We start from the raw sequence: 15216 nt of genomic DNA on the forward strand, positions 1-15216 counted from the left end.
TTCTTCTTTCTCCTTTATTGTAATTCTTTAATTGAGTCAGATATTGCTCCAACGACATCCTTTATTTCTTGTTCAGATACGATAAATGGCAAACCTAATTGAATAGTATCACCACCATATCGAACATAAAAGCCTTTATCCCAGCACTTCATTGCAATTTGATAGGGTCTTAATGCAGGTTCATTTTTAGCAGACTCAATAGTAATTCCACCAGCCAGTCCATAATTACGAATATCTGAAACATATTGCAAACCCTTAAGACTATGAAGTTCTTTTTCAAATATTGGGCTCATTTTTTTAACTCGCTCTATCAAATTATCATTCTGTAATATATCTAAACTTGCAAGTGATGCAGCGCATCCCACAGGATGAGCTGAATATGTATAACCATGGAATAATTCAACTAAATAATTTGGTGCTTTTGTATCCATAAAAGTTTCATAAATATTTTTTTTAACTACTACACCACCCAGTGGTTGGCTGCCATTACTAACCTGTTTTGCAAAAGTCATTATATCTGGAGTAACGCCAAAAGCTTCGCCACCTGTTTTCGCGCCCATACGGCCAAAAGCGGTTATCACTTCATCAAAGATTAATAAAATATCATTAGAGTCACAGATTTTACGTAGCCTTTTTAGATATCCTATGGGGGGTGGAAATACGCCAGCGGAACCCGCCATTGGCTCTACAATTACTGCTGCAATATTAGAGGCGCCATGCAATAATATTTTATTTAATAAGTCATCTGCTAAATGATCTCCAACCTGGGGCTGCCCTTTGCTAAATATATTTTCTGGGAGAAGGGTAGACGATAAATGATCTGCTTCAATTCCTTGTCCAAACATTTCTCTATTAGGACCAATACCACCAACACTAATCCCTCCAAAATTAACTCCATGATAGCCTTTTATCCTTCCAATCAAACGAGTCTTACCGACCTTTCCCTTAAGTCTCCAATAAGCTCGAGCAATTTTTAGGGAACTATCTACTGCCTCTGAACCAGAACAAGTAAAAAAGACACGATCCAGATCTTTTGGAGTAAATTCAATAATTCTATTTGCCAACTCAAACGATTTTTCGTGTCCAAATTGAAATGCAGGAGAATAATCCAAAGTCTCAATTTGTTTACTGACTGCTTCAATAATTTCAGGGCGAGAGTGACCTGCTCCACAAGTCCAAAGACCTGAAAGGCCATCAAATATTTTCCTGCCTTTATCGTCTATGTAATAACTGTCTTTAGCAGAAACCATTATACGTGGATTTGCTTTAAACTCTCTATTCCCACTATAAGGCATCCAGTGAGCATCATAATATTTAGGATTATTTTTTAACATTTTTTATTCTCCTATCATCTAAGGTATTTGACTTAACCCTTAAAAATAATTATCTTTTTACCTTAAGCAGCATTTCTTTTTATTATTATTCTTAGAGGGTCCAATCTATAACTCTCTTATCTTTCTCTCCATTTAATAATAGTTGGCTTTCTGTTGGATTAGCCTTTGCAATAATCTGGCCATTACGAATTACAAATAAACGTGCATTGCATAAGCGTATCGCTTCAATTGGATTATTAGCCTGATGGATCACCAAATTAGCATTGCAACCAACCTCAATGCCATAATTATCTAGTTGCATTACTCTGGCTCCATTATTTGTAATAGCTTGAAATATTTGATGCATTTCTTTAACACCTGTCATTTGTCCAACATGTAATCCCATATTAGCAACTTCTAACATATCATGTTTGCCTAGGCTATACCATGGATCCATTACACAGTCATGGCCAAAAGCAACGTTAATATTACTATTTAACAGCTCTTTAACACGCGTCATTCCTCTGCGTTTAGGATAGAGATCATGGCGACCTTGAAGGGTAATATTTATTAATGGATTAGCAACTACTTGTAATTCAGCCTCTTGTAACAATGGTATTAATTTACTTACGTAATAATTATCCATTGAATGCATTGATGTTAAGTGAGAACCCGTTACTCTTCCCTCAAGACCCAAACGATGAGCTTCAAAAGCAAGTGTTTCAACGTGTCTAGACATTGGATCATCCGATTCATCGCAATGCATATCTACTAGTAAATCTTTTTCTGCGGCTAGTTCACATAACAATTTAATAGATAAAGAGCCTTCATTCATAGTGCGTTCAAAGTGCGGAATACCGCCTATAACATCCACACCTTTTTTTAATGCTCTATCAAGATTTTTAATAGAGTTTTTATAGCGTAAATATCCATTTTGCGGAAATGCAACTAGCTGGATGTCGATCCAATCCCGCATTTCTTTTCGCAACTCTAATAACGCCTCAACTGCCAGCAATCGATCATCACTTATATCTACATGGCTCCGAATTGCCAAACATCCATTTGCTATTGCCCAATGACATAATTTTCGAGCACGTTTTTTTATAAGCTCAATAGTTAAATGGGGTTTTAGCTCATCCCATAGCTGAATACCTTCAAGTAAAGTACCACTCTCATTAAAGCGTGGCTGACCAAGAGTTAAAGTAGCATCTAAGTGAAAATGGCTATCGACGTGGCTTGGAGAAACTAATTTATCAGTCGCATCAATAGTATTAACTGCTTCGCCAATAATATTTCTATCAATAGCTACTATTTTTTTGTTTTGAATAGCAATATCAAAATTATTACGGTCATCTGGAAGATTAGCGTGTTTAATAAGTATGTCGAACATTAGATACGATCTCCTTGTCTAAATGGTACTAATAATGCCTTAGGATAGGCTGCTCTTCGTGCAACAAGCATCATCGCAACTATGCTGAGAAAGTATGGCATCATAGAAAAAATTTGATATGGAATAACATCTGCACCTATTAATTGTGCCCTAACCTGTAATGCTTCAAATAATGCAAATAAAATTGCCCCTAAAAAAGCTTTGCCCGGCTTCCAAGAGGCAAAAATAACCAGCGCAACACAGATCCACCCTCTACCATTAATCATACCAAAATAAAATGCATCAAATGCAGACATAGTTAAAAATGCGCCTCCAATTGCCATCAAAGCACTTCCTACCATTACTGCCCCAGTACGAATTAATAATACATTAATACCTTGGGCCTCATTAGCAACTGGATTTTCTCCTGCCATTCTAATTGTTAAACCAAGTGGCATTTTATAAAGTACGTAGAAAGTCACTATTACTAATATATATGCTAAATATGTTAATGCAGTTTGGTTAAAAAAAGCTCCTCCAATAATTGGAATTGATGATAGTAATGGCACTTCAAATGCACTGAATGCTACAATTTTGGGTGGAGTAGTGCTAAATGGTATTATCATTGTGTATGCATAATAACTAATAGATGAGGCAAGCATAGTGATTCCAATTCCACTAACATGTTGTGACAAACCAAGATAAACAACCAATATGCTATGCAGAAAACCAAATAGCATGCCCACTATAGCAGCAAATACTACTCCACCCCAGAGGTCTCCACCTTGATAAACCCATAACCAACCTGCCATTGCGCCAATTGTCATTATGCCTTCAATTCCAAGATTTAATACTCCTGCTCGCTCACAAATTAATTCACCCAATGTAGCAAAAATTAATGGGGTTGCAATTCTTACTACAGCTGCCCATAAACTCGTTGTTAATATTAATTCAAGTAATTCCAACATAATTATTTACCCCAAACAATTCGGAATCGTGCCAGCATTGATCCAACTAAAACCGACAATAAAGATATAGCAACTAAAATATCTGCAATATAATTAGGTATATCTACTGTTCGACTCATCGCATCAGCACCCACATAAATTGACGCTAGAAATATAGCTGAAACAATTACCCCAATAGGATGAAGCTGTGCAAGCATTGCAACTGCTATTCCCGTATAACCAAAGCCAGGTGATAAAGTTAAAGTTAAGTAGCCTTTCAGACCAGTAACCTCACTAACTCCAGCCATACCTGCTAATCCACCACTAAAAAGAGCAACCATTAGCACTGATTTATTGATCGATATTCCATAAAAAGTTGAGGCTTGCTGGTTGTACCCAACCGCTCGTATTTCATATCCCCAAACTGTAAAACGAAGTATAGCCCACATTATAATTGACATCACTAGTGCAATAATTATTCCAAAATGCAATCTACTCTTAGCAACTATAGTAGGCAGAACTCCATTATCGATAATTCTTGCAGCCTGAGGCCATCCCATAGCCATAGGGTCTTTCCAAGGCCCTTCAAGCAACATATTCACAAAAAGTAAAATTATAAAATTCAGCAACAGGGTTGTTACTACTTCATCCACCTTCATATGGGTTTTAAGAAAGACTGGTAACAACAAAATTAAACAGCCTGCTAAAGCACCTGCAATAAACAACACTGGAATCATTATTATAGAAGGTAGATCAATCATTCCTGTCCCAACTAATGTTGCCGCCATAGCACCACAATATAATTGCCCCTCTGCACCAATATTCCAAAATTTTGCTCGAAATGCAACAGCTGCAGCTAGACCTGTAAAAATTAATGGGATTGCCCTTGTTAGGGATTCAGTAATTGCAAAACTTGAACCTAAAGCTCCATTAATTAAAGCAATATAGGCAGTGATTGGAGATTCGCCCGCCCAAATTATAAAAAAAGCGCCAAAAATAAAAGCAACTAAAATAGAAAGAATAGGTAATACTGCAATTAACCATACAGGTGTATTTCTTCTTGTTTTAAGCCTCATTAAAACTACCCTCTTTCATTTCGCCACTCATCATAAGGCCGACTTGATTTATAGTCAGTGAACTAACATCAAAAGGTCCTTGTAATTTCCCATCAAATATAACTGCAATACGGTCAGATAGTTCAAAAATTTCATCTAAATCTTCACTAATCAGCAATACTCCAGCACCTTTTGTTTTAGCATTTATTATTTGATGTTGAACAAAACTAATAGCACCTTCATCTAAGCCTCTTGCTGGTTTATTTGCTATTATAAAACGAGGGTTGTTCGATAAACTTCTTGCAAGGATTAACTTCTGAATATTACCACCAGATAATAATCTTGTAGATGCAAAAGCTCCTTCGCAACGAATATCATATTCTTGTATTAATTTTTCAGCATTATTAACTGCCTTCTTTTTGTCAATAATAAAACCTGATTTAGCTTTAGAGCGTAACTCCTCTCCAAGGAAATTTTCCCATAGCGCCATTTCCCCAATAACACCCTCTTTTGAGCGGTCCTCTGGAATCCGTGCTACGCCAGATTTTGTAAGATAACGAGGATCATATTTAATTAAACTCTGTCCAAATAGCTTAAATTCGCCTGAGCTTGGATGAGTTAATCCCTGAAGAATTGAAGCTACTCCAAATTGACCATTACCTGAAACTCCTGCCAGACCAATAATTTCTTTTTCATGTATCTTGAGATTTATATTGCTAAGTCCAACCGTGCCATCACTCGCATTAAGACAGACATTATTTAGCTCTACAACTACTTTACCAATTTCCAATTTCTCATAAGCCGGTCGAGTAACTTTGTGGCCAACCATCATTTCTGCAAGCAACTCCTTATTTGCCTTTTTAGTTGCTACCTCTCCCACTAATTTGCCATGACGAAGAACCACAATACGATCACTAATTTCTAAAATTTCATTTAATTTATGCGATATAAACATTATTGATAAACCTGCATTTACCATTTCCTTAAGTACTTTGAAAAGCTGAATAGTTTCTTGTGGAGTAAGAACTGCAGTTGGCTCATCTAATATTAAAATACTTGCATCACGGTAAAGTGCTTTTATTATTTCAACTCGCTGTTTTTCTCCAACCGTTAAATCGGCCACTTTAGCATCTGGATTAATTAATAAGCCGAAGCGCTTTGATAATGCTTCAAGTTTTTTATACGCTAGTTTTTTTTTACTCCAAAGTCTACTTAAAGGCTCTGTACCAAGAATAATATTTTCTAATACTGTAAGATTTTCCGCTAAAGTAAAATGCTGATGAACCATTCCAATTCCAGCATCTAATGCAGCCTTTGTTGAGCCTGGTGTTAATCTCTTACCCTCAACTTCAATAAACCCTTTGTCACTAATATAGTGCCCAAAAAGTATATTCATTAATGTTGTCTTTCCTGCACCATTTTCACCTAACAAAGATAATATTTCACCCTCACCTAGTGAGAGTGAAATATTGTCGTTAGCTACAACAGCACCAAAATTTTTACAAATTTTGGAAAATTGTAGTTTCTTCATCTGATAATCTTAGTAAGTTGATTTTGGCTCATCGTCATTAACTACAACTGTAAAGTTACCACTCATGATATCCGAAGAAATTGCTGCAACTTTAGCTTTAACATCAGCTGCAATCTGATCATCAAACTCATAATAAGGTGCTAAAGAAGCTCCACCTTTTTGCATCATAGTCCATTCTTTATAATCCTCTGCTACGTATGTACCAGCTTTAACACCAGAGATTGCATGATTAATTGCATTCTCCATATGCCATAAAGCAGATGTGACTACAACACCTGTGCCGTTTTCCTCTTTATTCATATCATTAACATTACCAAATGCAATAATATTTCTTTCTCTTGCAGCATCCACTACACCAGCACGCTCTGCATATAAGACATCTACACCTGCTTCAATTTGAGCAAATGCTGCTTCTTTTGCCTTCGGAGGATCATACCATGAGCCAAGAAAACTAACTTTAAACTCAACATCAGGGTTAACTGACCTTGCGCCAGCCATAAAGGCATGGAACAAACGGTTTACTTCACCAATTGGGTAACCACCAACCATACCAATCTTATTAGACTTAGTCATACCACCAGCAATAACACCCATCAAATAGCAAGGCTCATGAATATAATTATCAAAAACTGAAAAATTATTGCCATATTCGCCGCCATACCCACTTCCAGGATCACCCATTAGATATGCTATTTCTGGATAATCATCTGATACTTTTCTAGCCTCAGCACTAATACCAAAAGCCTCACCTACAATAAGATGCACTCCACTTTCAGAATATTCACGTAAAACTCGAACATAATCTGTATTAGAAACTTTTTCAGAATACACATAATCAATTTCACCTGCATCCGCTTGGGCTTGCAAAGCTAAATGCAATCTGGCATCCCATTTTTGTTGTAGTGGTTGAGTATATATTCCCGCTACTTTTATTTTAGCTGCCAGTACTTGTCCAGACAAAAGAAAGCTACATAATGTAATAATCAATAGATTACTAAATCTTCCTATTTTCATAAATTACTCCTATATTTTTTATAAAATGTAACGCCTACATTGATTTTAATCGCCACTCAATGTCATAGCATTACTCCACTTATTGAGCCAAATAATATGAATCAAGGACTCAATAATTTCTTGCTTCCAAGGCTTTTTCTAGTTAAGCTTGCATTGGAAAATTTGGATGTTTAGTTCAATTAGATGCTTAGAATGAAATTTTTTCCAGTTCTCAGGTCTACCTCCCAAATACCATTGGAGCTATTGAGATCAAACCTAAAATTGGACAAAACCTCTACTCCTTATTTGGTTTAAAGCACACTTCAATTTATTTATTCATTAACTTCATACTAATTTAATTAATAAAATAACTAAATACTTCTTGACTGAATAGACAGGCTATATAATTTTTATATAGTTGTCAACTATTAATAAACAGACTAACTTAAAATTAACTTCAAAGCTCTATTAAACAAGTTTGAACTTGAGCTAAGTTCAAATTGAAATATTAACCTTTAACCTATTGATTTTTATAGAAAGAGAAGCTATATGAATGAATTTACAACTTTTCATTAGGTTAAGAAATATTAAGTTACTAATATGTTATCATTTTTTTTTGATTTACTTTTGAGCTCGTTGAACTGAAAAGGCAATCCAATTCTTACAAATTTAAGGATAAAATTCTATGACTTCTAAAACAATCGATATAGGCCTTGATGAAATTTTTAGTTTAGCTAAGGCGGCACTTATTAATCATGGAGCTAACGAAGAAAATGCAGATGCAGTTGCAAATACAGTAACTAATGCTGAGCGTGATGGTTCAATTTCTCATGGTCTATTTCGTATTCCTGGGTATATCAAGGCCCTTCAAAGTAAAAAAGTAGATGGCTCTGCGAAGCCAGAAATAACTGAAGTTACGCCAGTAATTTTAAAGTGTGATGCAAAGAATGGATTTGCTCCATTGGCGCATCAATATGGCATTAAAAAACTGATCGAAGCTGCTCAAAAATTTGGAATTGCGGGATTGTCAATTCAACGCTGCCATCACTTTGCAGCCCTTTGGCCCGAAGTTGAGGCAATCAGTGAGCACGGACTTGTTGGATTGACGTCTGTTTCATATATGCCAGGTGTTGCTCCTTCTGGAGGAGCTACAGCATTATTTGGCACTAACCCAATTGCATTTTCATGGCCGCGCCCTGGTAAAAATCCAATTGTTTTTGATATGGCAACTGCATCTATGGCAAAAGGAGAAATTCAAATTGCTGCAAGGGACGGTCACTCTGTGCCCCTTGGTACTGGCCTGTCTTCATCAGGAGAATTAACAACTGATGCTTCAGAAATTGATAAAGGTGTTTTACTTCCATTTGGCGGTCATAAAGGTTCGGTCATTGCCCTTATGGTTGAACTCTTATCTGGTCCATTAGTTGGAGAAACCTTCTCTTATGAAACCAAGGAGCGTGATAATGGGGATGGAGGTCCAGCCCAAGGAGGTCAGTTTATTCTTGCTATGTCACCAGAAATTATATCTGGCAAAGATACTTCAGCACAGACTGAGGAGTTTTTAAAAAAATATAATGATATCGATGGGACTCGCTTGCCTGGATTGAGAAGACATGAAAATAGAAAAAATATTGGCCCAAGAGCAGTCAATTTAGAGCTAATAAATACTATTAAAAAGTTAGCATAACTAAAATCTAAAGCAAACTAGAGTAGAGGTAATCAGCCAAATCAACAGTATCTTTTAGTGGATTTTTAGTGCAGTAGTTTATGGTTGCTAAATATATTAGCTGAGGGTCAGGTATCCCAGGATAGCTCGACGTTTCATAATTTCTTCCAGTATAGTAGCCACTAAACCAAAACATAATCATGTTTTTAACGTCAGCATTTTCTTCTTCTACCAGCTTATTTACAGTTTCGCACTTCATATAGCCAACTGCTGAGTATGAATAACTTGTGCCTACAATTAAAAAATTCCCAAATACAAGCGTTAAGATAACTAGAAATTTTTTCATTAATACTCCTAGTTCAAGAAATTAATAATACTAATGTACCCTTTCAACTGCTATTGCAACACCCATACCACCACCAATGCACATAGTAGCAAGGCCTTTATTTACGTTATCACGCTCCATGCCATGAAGTAAAGTCACCAAAATTCTAGCGCCAGATGCACCAATTGGATGGCCTAAAGAAATTGACCCACCCGTTACATTCACTTTAGACTTGTCCCAACCTAGTGAGTCATTTACAGACATTGCTTGTGATGCAAATGCCTCATTAGCCTCAATTCGATCAAGCTCAGAAGCCTTCCATCCAGCTTTTTCAAGACATTTAGTGCTTGCCGGAATTGGACCCGTTCCCATGATAGATGGGTCAACTCCAGCACTAGAGTATGAAACAATTCTTGCCATAGGCTTAAGTTTCAGCTCTTGCGCCTTAGATGCACTCATGACCATAACTGCTGCTGCACCATCATTAATACCTGATGCATTCCCAGCTGTTACAGTCCCATCTTTTGCAAATGCTGGACGGAGATTAGCTAAAGAATCCATACTTGTAGTATGCCTTGGAAATTCATCACTATCAAAAATAATGTCGTCACCTCTTCTCTGTGGAATAGATATTGGGGTTATCTCATCTCGAAACAAGTCAGATTTTTGAGCAGCTTCTGTTTTTTGTTGTGACTCTAGAGCAAACTCATCTTGAGATTGTCTTGAATAGTCAAACTTGGTTGCAATATTTTCTGCAGTAACGCCCATATGGCAATCATTAAATGCACACCATAAACCGTCTACAACCATAGTGTCAACCATCGCCCACGGGCCCATTTTTTTACCTTCTCTTGATTTTGGAAGAACATGACTTGAAAGACTCATACTTTCTTGACCGCCAGCAATAACTATTTCAGCATCACCGCAAGCAATTGCTTGAAATGCTAACTGTACTGCTTTTAATCCACTACCACAAACTTTGTTAATTGTCATAGAGGGAGTTTGATAAGGAAGTCCTGCCTCTATTGCAGCCTGTCTGGCTGGATTTTGGCCACTTCCAGCTGTCAGAACTTGTCCCAAAATAACTTCATCAATTTGATCTTTGTTTACACCAGTTTTTTTTAATATTGAAGCTATCACTTCAGCGCCTAACTTATGTGCTGGAATTGAAGAAAGAGAGCCGCCAAATGATCCTAGAGCAGTTCTTGTAGCTGCAACGATAACAATTTCATGATTCATATTAATTACCTTTCCTAAAAAAACTTCTAATAATTATAAAGCTTAATAAAAATTAACTACTTTGCTTTTTTATTTATTCTTGCCTTCTGTTTTTCTTTAAAAAAGGCTTTATTTGCAATGTACACCTTTTTATGAACTTCACAGTAAACAATGGACTTATCCTTGTTTGTTAATTTTGTTATTTTAACTATTTCAAATTCATTTAGCTCTTTCGCTTTTTTCTTAATTTCTTCAAGTTCCTCTAAGCTATAAATAAAGTCAGCATAAAGATCCTCTTTTGCAGGCCTTCTAAAGAAAATTTCAGCAGCCTTATCCCAAACCACATAATCATCTCCAATAAGATTCATTAACTGAGTCATTGGAAATGGATCAACAGCGGAAAACATGCTCCCACCAAAAATAGTATTTACATAGTTTGCATTTTTATAGCTAAAAGGAAGTTTGATTTGTATTTTAAGAAAGTCTTCAGAAATATATATAACCTTTGCAGAGGTTCTTCTATACATTGGAGATAAATTAAACCCAAGTTTCAATACTTTTGGCTTACTAATAAATCTTGCGGCTAGTTCTGCGATTTTTTTATACGTAATCATTCTATTAAGTTATAAAAACAAAAAGACATCCGAAGATGCCTTAGTTATATAAATTGGCTCCCCGACCTGGGCTCGAACCAGGGACACACGGATTAACAGTCCGTTGCTCTACCAACTGAGCTATCAGGGAATAGCGTGAGATTATAACGAGCTATGAATTTTGAGTCAATCAAATCTTTGCTTTTATAGCCTCAACTTGGCGATTTATTTTTGAACTTATTTTATTGAATCCTTTAGAGCCTCTCCAAACTCAGAACAAGATAGTAAAGTAGCTCCATCTATAAGCCTCTCTAAGTCATATGTAACCGTTCTTTTTTGAATTGTTGTAGCCATTGCATGAAGTATCAAATCAGCAGCCTCTGTCCACCCCATATGTCTAAGCATCATCTCTGCAGATAAAATCATAGACCCAGGATTTACCTTGTTTTGACCCGCGTATTTAGGAGCAGTACCATGAGTAGCCTCAAACACTGAAATATCATCAGAAAGGTTCGCTCCAGGAGCAATACCAATACCACCTACTTGGGCTGCTAGAGCATCAGATATATAGTCACCATTAAGATTTAAAGTTGCGATAACTGAATACTCATCAGGCCTTAAAAGTATTTGCTGTAGAAACGCATCAGCAATTGAGTCTTTAATAATGATTTCTTTACCCGTATTTGGATTAGTAAAGCTACACCAAGGGCCACCATCAATTTCTTTTGCACCAAACTCATCTTTAGCAAGCTGATAAGCACAATCTCTAAATAACCCCTCTGTAAACTTCATAATATTGCCTTTATGGACAATTGTCACAGATGGCTTGTCATTATCAATCGCGTACTGAATAGCAGCTCTTACGAGCCTTGAAGTTCCCTCTATTGATACAGGCTTAATACCGATACCAGATGTTTCAGGAAAACGAATTTTAGTTGCACCCATCTCTTTTTGAAGAAACTCAATGACTTTCTTTACTTCCTTTGAACCTTGCGGAAATTCAATGCCCGCATAGATATCCTCAGAGTTCTCTCTAAAGATCACCATATCAATCTTTTCAGGCGTCTTAACTGGTGATGGAGTTCCATCAAAATACTGGACAGGGCGAAGACAAATATAGAGATCTAAAATCTGCCTTATCGCAACATTAAGTGACCTCATGCCACCACCAACTGGTGTCGTTAATGGCCCTTTTATATTAACTACAAATTCTTTGATTGCATCCACTGTCTCCTCTGGCAAGTACTCACCATAGATGCTGTCTGCTTTTTCACCTGCAAAAATCTCCATCCACTGAATCTCTCTTTCGCCGTTATATGCTTTTTTGACAACAGCATTAACAACATCGAGCATTACAGGAGTAATATCAACACCAATTCCATCACCCTCTATATAGGTAACGATTGGTTTATTAGGAACAACGAGCACGTTATCCTTTATTGAGATTGCCTCTCCAGTAGTTGGAACTGTGATATTTTTATAGGTCATTAAGATTTTTTTGTTTAGAATTTAAGACGCATTATTATACCGTCTTCTTTCTGATTTGGGTGTTTTGAGTTATTCATATAGTAATTTTTTCTTAGTGAAATCTCCTCAAATCCATGTTTCAAGTAAAAAGCGATGGCGGCCTGATTACTCACTCTTACCTCTAACATAATCTGACTAATCATTCTATCTTTAAGCTCTTTAATAAGATAATGAAGTAGTTTATTACCATAGCCTTTTCCTTGACAAGCTTTATTGATACTAATATTTAAGATATCAGCAGTATCGAGTGCGGGCATAGCCATCAAAAAACCAATAATTTGATTTTTAATACTAATTGAGTAGCATAAATTAACTGGATTTAGAATACTCTCAATAAGCTGATTTTTAGACCAAGGATTATGAGAATTTTGTTGCTCTATTAATACGATAGAGTCGATATCATCACGACTAAGTCTGTTAAAGGAAATACTGATAGGCTTTATTATCGGTTTCGTTTTTATAGTAATACCCAAGCTCATCAAACTTTGACTCTAGCTCTTTGATATCCTCAACCTGAAGTCCAATTAAAACCCTTCCATAGTCCGCGCCATGATTGCGATAATGAAAAAGAGAGATATTCCATTCTGTCTTAACTTTTTTAAGAAAACTTAAAAGTGCACCTGGTCGCTCTGGAAATTCAAATCTGTAGATAACCTCATTTTCTGCATTAGCATGACCACCAACCATGTATCTAATGTGAGTTATTGCCATTGAGTTATCACTCATATCAAATACTTCAAAAGAGTTACTTAGTCTTGCAATAAGTGCTTGTTTTTCAGATTCACCTTTAGTTAGCTTGACGCCTACAAAAATATGCGCATCTTTCTTTGCAGAATATCGATAATTAAACTCAGTAACTGCATTGTTATCTAATAACTCACAAAACCTTAAAAAACTACCTGGTTCTTCGGGAATAGTAACAGCAACTATAGCCTCATTAACTTCACCTAAGTCAGCTCTTTCGGCAATATACCTAAGTCTATCAAAGTTGACATTAGAGCCAGATACAATTGAAACAATATTTTTATTTTTAAGGCCATGCTCTAGGATATATTTTTTAACGCCTGCTGTTGCAAGAGCTCCTGCGGGCTCTGAGATTGAACGAACGTCCTCATAGATATCTTTAATAGCGGCGCACATTTCATCGTTGCTAACCAAAATGACATCATCAACGCATTCTTTTGCAATCTCAAATGGAAGTTCACCAATTTGCTTAACAGCAACGCCATCAGCAAAACGCCCAACATCGTCAAGCACAACTCTTTCATTAGCCTCTAATGCTTTAAAAAGCGTTGGTGAGTCAATTGGCTCAACTCCGATTACTTTAATGTGTGGAGCATAATGCTTAATATAGCTTGCCATTCCCGAGATAAGTCCACCACCACCAATAGGAGAGAAGACATAGTCTATTTGATCAAGCTGAGCTAAGATTTCTTTTGCAACAGTTGCCTGTCCTGCAATAACCTCAAAATCATCATAAGGACTTATAAAACATAAATCTTTCTCAGATACTAGCTTTTTAGCATGGACAAATGCATCATCATAGACATCTCCAAAAAGAATAACTTCTGCTCCTAATTCTTGAACTGCTCGAACTTTAATCTGTGGTGTGCTAGTAGGCATAACGATTGTTGCCTTTATGCTTAATTTGCTCGCACCAAGAGCAACCCCTTGCGCATGATTTCCAGCAGATGAGGCGATTACGCCTTTGGCTTTCTGCTCATCGCTCATTGAGCTCATTTTTTGATAAGCGCCACGAAGTTTAAATGAGTGAATAATCTGGTCATCTTCGCGTTTTAAGTAAACTTGGTTAGCAAATTTTTTACTCAATTGCGTTGCAATTGATAGAGGCGACACTTTGGCAACTTCATATACAGAACTGTTGTCAGCCAACTTAACGATTGCACTCATAGAGCTCCTTTATATAATCTACGCTTACCAATTTATGAGTGGTTGGCGTTCCATTTACTATCTGAAAAGGTTGATCGTCTTCACCTAAATGGTCAAGAACAACTAAAGCACCCTTAAAGTTTTTCGTATTAGTATACTCGCTAAGAGTAATTACTGTCTTTAGACCTGCAGAAGTTGCTGACTGAAAACCAATTTCTGAATCCTCAATAACAACACACTCGCTGCATTCTAAATTCATTTTATCAAGAACATAATCATAAATATCAGAAGCTGGCTTTTTTTTATCAACAATATTGCCAGCTGCTACAACTTCAAAATTTTCTAACGCACCGTTTCCAAGAGTTGACTCAAGAATCGCCTTAACATTATTAAATGAGGTTGAAGTTGCTATTGCTAACTTCAAGTTATGTTTAAGAGCATCGTTAATAAGTCTTTCAACGCCAATACGCAGTGAAATAAAACCTGCAGATATTTTGTTAATAAAAATCTCAGTTTTTTTATTATGGATATTAACGATATCACTCTCGTTTAACGGCCATTTTAGTTTTGGATTATAGTTATTAATATAGAAAGACAATCTTTCTTTACCTCCACTTACTGATAACAGTGCCCCGTATAAAGCGCTATCCCAATACCAATCTAGCTCATAAAAATCAAAAGCCTCATTAAACGCTTTAAGGTGACCATCATGCTCTGTATTAGCAATAGTTCCATCCATATCAAATATTATTGCTTTAAGTGTCATAATAAATATAATTAAATAGGCCA

14 protein-coding genes and 1 tRNA gene are annotated in these 15216 nt (G+C 36.3%); 1 reads left to right on the top strand and 14 read right to left on the bottom strand.

Annotation, left to right across the window (positions count from 1 at the left end):
- Positions 1-14: 14 nt before the first annotated feature.
- From ABXT51_RS05890 to ABXT51_RS05915, 6 genes are all read right to left on the bottom strand, one after another.
- Positions 15-1334 (bottom strand): aspartate aminotransferase family protein, encoded by a 1320-nt coding sequence (locus ABXT51_RS05890; protein ID WP_416694433.1) that lies wholly within the window; start codon positions 1332-1334, stop codon positions 15-17.
- A 91-nt stretch (positions 1335-1425) separates the two neighbouring features.
- On the bottom strand, positions 1426-2703 hold the full coding sequence (locus tag ABXT51_RS05895; RefSeq protein WP_271558599.1) for a cytosine deaminase: 1278 nt from the start codon (positions 2701-2703) through the stop codon (positions 1426-1428).
- Positions 2703-3650 (bottom strand): ABC transporter permease, encoded by a 948-nt coding sequence (locus ABXT51_RS05900; RefSeq protein WP_271558598.1) that lies wholly within the window; start codon positions 3648-3650, stop codon positions 2703-2705. Before ABXT51_RS05900 ends, ABXT51_RS05895 begins: the two co-directional genes overlap by 1 nt.
- A gap of 2 nt (positions 3651-3652) precedes the next feature.
- The gene (locus ABXT51_RS05905; RefSeq protein ID WP_416694436.1) at positions 3653-4705 is read right to left on the bottom strand and encodes an ABC transporter permease; all 1053 of its coding nucleotides are present in this window, start codon (positions 4703-4705) and stop codon (positions 3653-3655) included.
- Positions 4695-6215: an ABC transporter ATP-binding protein gene (locus ABXT51_RS05910; protein WP_416694438.1), complete on the bottom strand. Its 1521-nt coding sequence runs from the start codon at positions 6213-6215 to the stop codon at positions 4695-4697. Before ABXT51_RS05910 ends, ABXT51_RS05905 begins: the two co-directional genes overlap by 11 nt.
- Before the next feature lie 9 nt (positions 6216-6224).
- Positions 6225-7229, bottom strand: a complete 1005-nt coding sequence (locus ABXT51_RS05915; protein ID WP_271558595.1) for a BMP family protein — start codon at positions 7227-7229, stop codon at positions 6225-6227.
- Between the two features lie 664 nt (positions 7230-7893).
- Here ABXT51_RS05915 and ABXT51_RS05920 point away from each other — a divergent pair.
- Positions 7894-8895, top strand: a complete 1002-nt coding sequence (locus ABXT51_RS05920; protein ID WP_416694440.1) for an Ldh family oxidoreductase — start codon at positions 7894-7896, stop codon at positions 8893-8895.
- A 7-nt stretch (positions 8896-8902) separates the two neighbouring features.
- On the opposite strand, the gene ABXT51_RS05925 is transcribed toward ABXT51_RS05920, so the two are convergent.
- The 8 genes from ABXT51_RS05925 to ABXT51_RS05960 all read right to left on the bottom strand — a co-directional run bounded on the left by ABXT51_RS05925 (position 8903) and on the right by ABXT51_RS05960 (position 15193).
- A complete protein-coding gene (locus ABXT51_RS05925) occupies positions 8903-9220 on the bottom strand; it encodes a hypothetical protein (protein WP_416694442.1) in 318 nt (105 codons plus the stop codon).
- A gap of 30 nt (positions 9221-9250) precedes the next feature.
- Entirely contained in the window at positions 9251-10438 is a 1188-nt protein-coding gene (locus tag ABXT51_RS05930) for an acetyl-CoA C-acetyltransferase (protein WP_416694444.1), read from the bottom strand.
- Positions 10439-10494: 56 nt separating this feature from the next.
- Positions 10495-11031 carry a DUF4442 domain-containing protein gene (locus tag ABXT51_RS05935; RefSeq protein ID WP_271558591.1) on the bottom strand — a complete coding sequence of 179 codons (537 nt, stop codon included), beginning with the start codon at positions 11029-11031 and terminating at the stop codon, positions 10495-10497.
- Positions 11032-11085: 54 nt separating this feature from the next.
- Positions 11086-11161, bottom strand: a tRNA-Asn gene (locus ABXT51_RS05940).
- Positions 11162-11247: 86 nt separating this feature from the next.
- Positions 11248-12498 carry an NADP-dependent isocitrate dehydrogenase gene (gene icd / locus ABXT51_RS05945; RefSeq protein ID WP_416694447.1) on the bottom strand — a complete coding sequence of 417 codons (1251 nt, stop codon included), beginning with the start codon at positions 12496-12498 and terminating at the stop codon, positions 11248-11250.
- 14 nt (positions 12499-12512) lie between these two features.
- Positions 12513-13016 (bottom strand): ribosomal protein S18-alanine N-acetyltransferase, encoded by a 504-nt coding sequence (gene rimI / locus ABXT51_RS05950; protein WP_416694450.1) that lies wholly within the window; start codon positions 13014-13016, stop codon positions 12513-12515.
- On the bottom strand, positions 12955-14448 hold the full coding sequence (gene ilvA, locus ABXT51_RS05955) for a threonine ammonia-lyase, biosynthetic (RefSeq protein WP_416694452.1): 1494 nt from the start codon (positions 14446-14448) through the stop codon (positions 12955-12957). The genes rimI and ilvA overlap by 62 nt, the downstream gene beginning before the upstream one ends.
- Positions 14432-15193 (bottom strand): HAD-IA family hydrolase, encoded by a 762-nt coding sequence (locus tag ABXT51_RS05960; protein WP_416694455.1) that lies wholly within the window; start codon positions 15191-15193, stop codon positions 14432-14434. The genes ilvA and ABXT51_RS05960 overlap by 17 nt, the downstream gene beginning before the upstream one ends.
- Positions 15194-15216 lie beyond the last annotated feature (23 nt).

Origin of the sequence: Candidatus Pseudothioglobus sp. Uisw_050_01, assembly GCF_048085775.1 — a bacterium.
Classification (GTDB): domain Bacteria; phylum Pseudomonadota; class Gammaproteobacteria; order PS1; family Pseudothioglobaceae; genus Pseudothioglobus.

Coding starts and splice junctions, on each gene's coding strand:
- icd (WP_416694447.1), bottom strand. CDS start 12,498: ATGACCTATAAAAATATCACAGTTCCAACTACTGGAGAGGCAATCTCA.
- ABXT51_RS05905 (WP_416694436.1), bottom strand. CDS start 4,705: ATGAGGCTTAAAACAAGAAGAAATACACCTGTATGGTTAATTGCAGTA.
- ABXT51_RS05890 (WP_416694433.1), bottom strand. CDS start 1,334: ATGTTAAAAAATAATCCTAAATATTATGATGCTCACTGGATGCCTTAT.
- ABXT51_RS05910 (WP_416694438.1), bottom strand. CDS start 6,215: ATGAAGAAACTACAATTTTCCAAAATTTGTAAAAATTTTGGTGCTGTT.
- ABXT51_RS05925 (WP_416694442.1), bottom strand. CDS start 9,220: ATGAAAAAATTTCTAGTTATCTTAACGCTTGTATTTGGGAATTTTTTA.
- rimI (WP_416694450.1), bottom strand. CDS start 13,016: ATGAGCTTGGGTATTACTATAAAAACGAAACCGATAATAAAGCCTATC.
- ABXT51_RS05930 (WP_416694444.1), bottom strand. CDS start 10,438: ATGAATCATGAAATTGTTATCGTTGCAGCTACAAGAACTGCTCTAGGA.
- ABXT51_RS05960 (WP_416694455.1), bottom strand. CDS start 15,193: ATGACACTTAAAGCAATAATATTTGATATGGATGGAACTATTGCTAAT.
- ABXT51_RS05935 (WP_271558591.1), bottom strand. CDS start 11,031: ATGATTACGTATAAAAAAATCGCAGAACTAGCCGCAAGATTTATTAGT.
- ABXT51_RS05915 (WP_271558595.1), bottom strand. CDS start 7,229: ATGAAAATAGGAAGATTTAGTAATCTATTGATTATTACATTATGTAGC.
- ABXT51_RS05920 (WP_416694440.1), top strand. CDS start 7,894: ATGACTTCTAAAACAATCGATATAGGCCTTGATGAAATTTTTAGTTTA.
- ABXT51_RS05895 (WP_271558599.1), bottom strand. CDS start 2,703: ATGTTCGACATACTTATTAAACACGCTAATCTTCCAGATGACCGTAAT.
- ilvA (WP_416694452.1), bottom strand. CDS start 14,448: ATGAGTGCAATCGTTAAGTTGGCTGACAACAGTTCTGTATATGAAGTT.
- ABXT51_RS05900 (WP_271558598.1), bottom strand. CDS start 3,650: ATGTTGGAATTACTTGAATTAATATTAACAACGAGTTTATGGGCAGCT.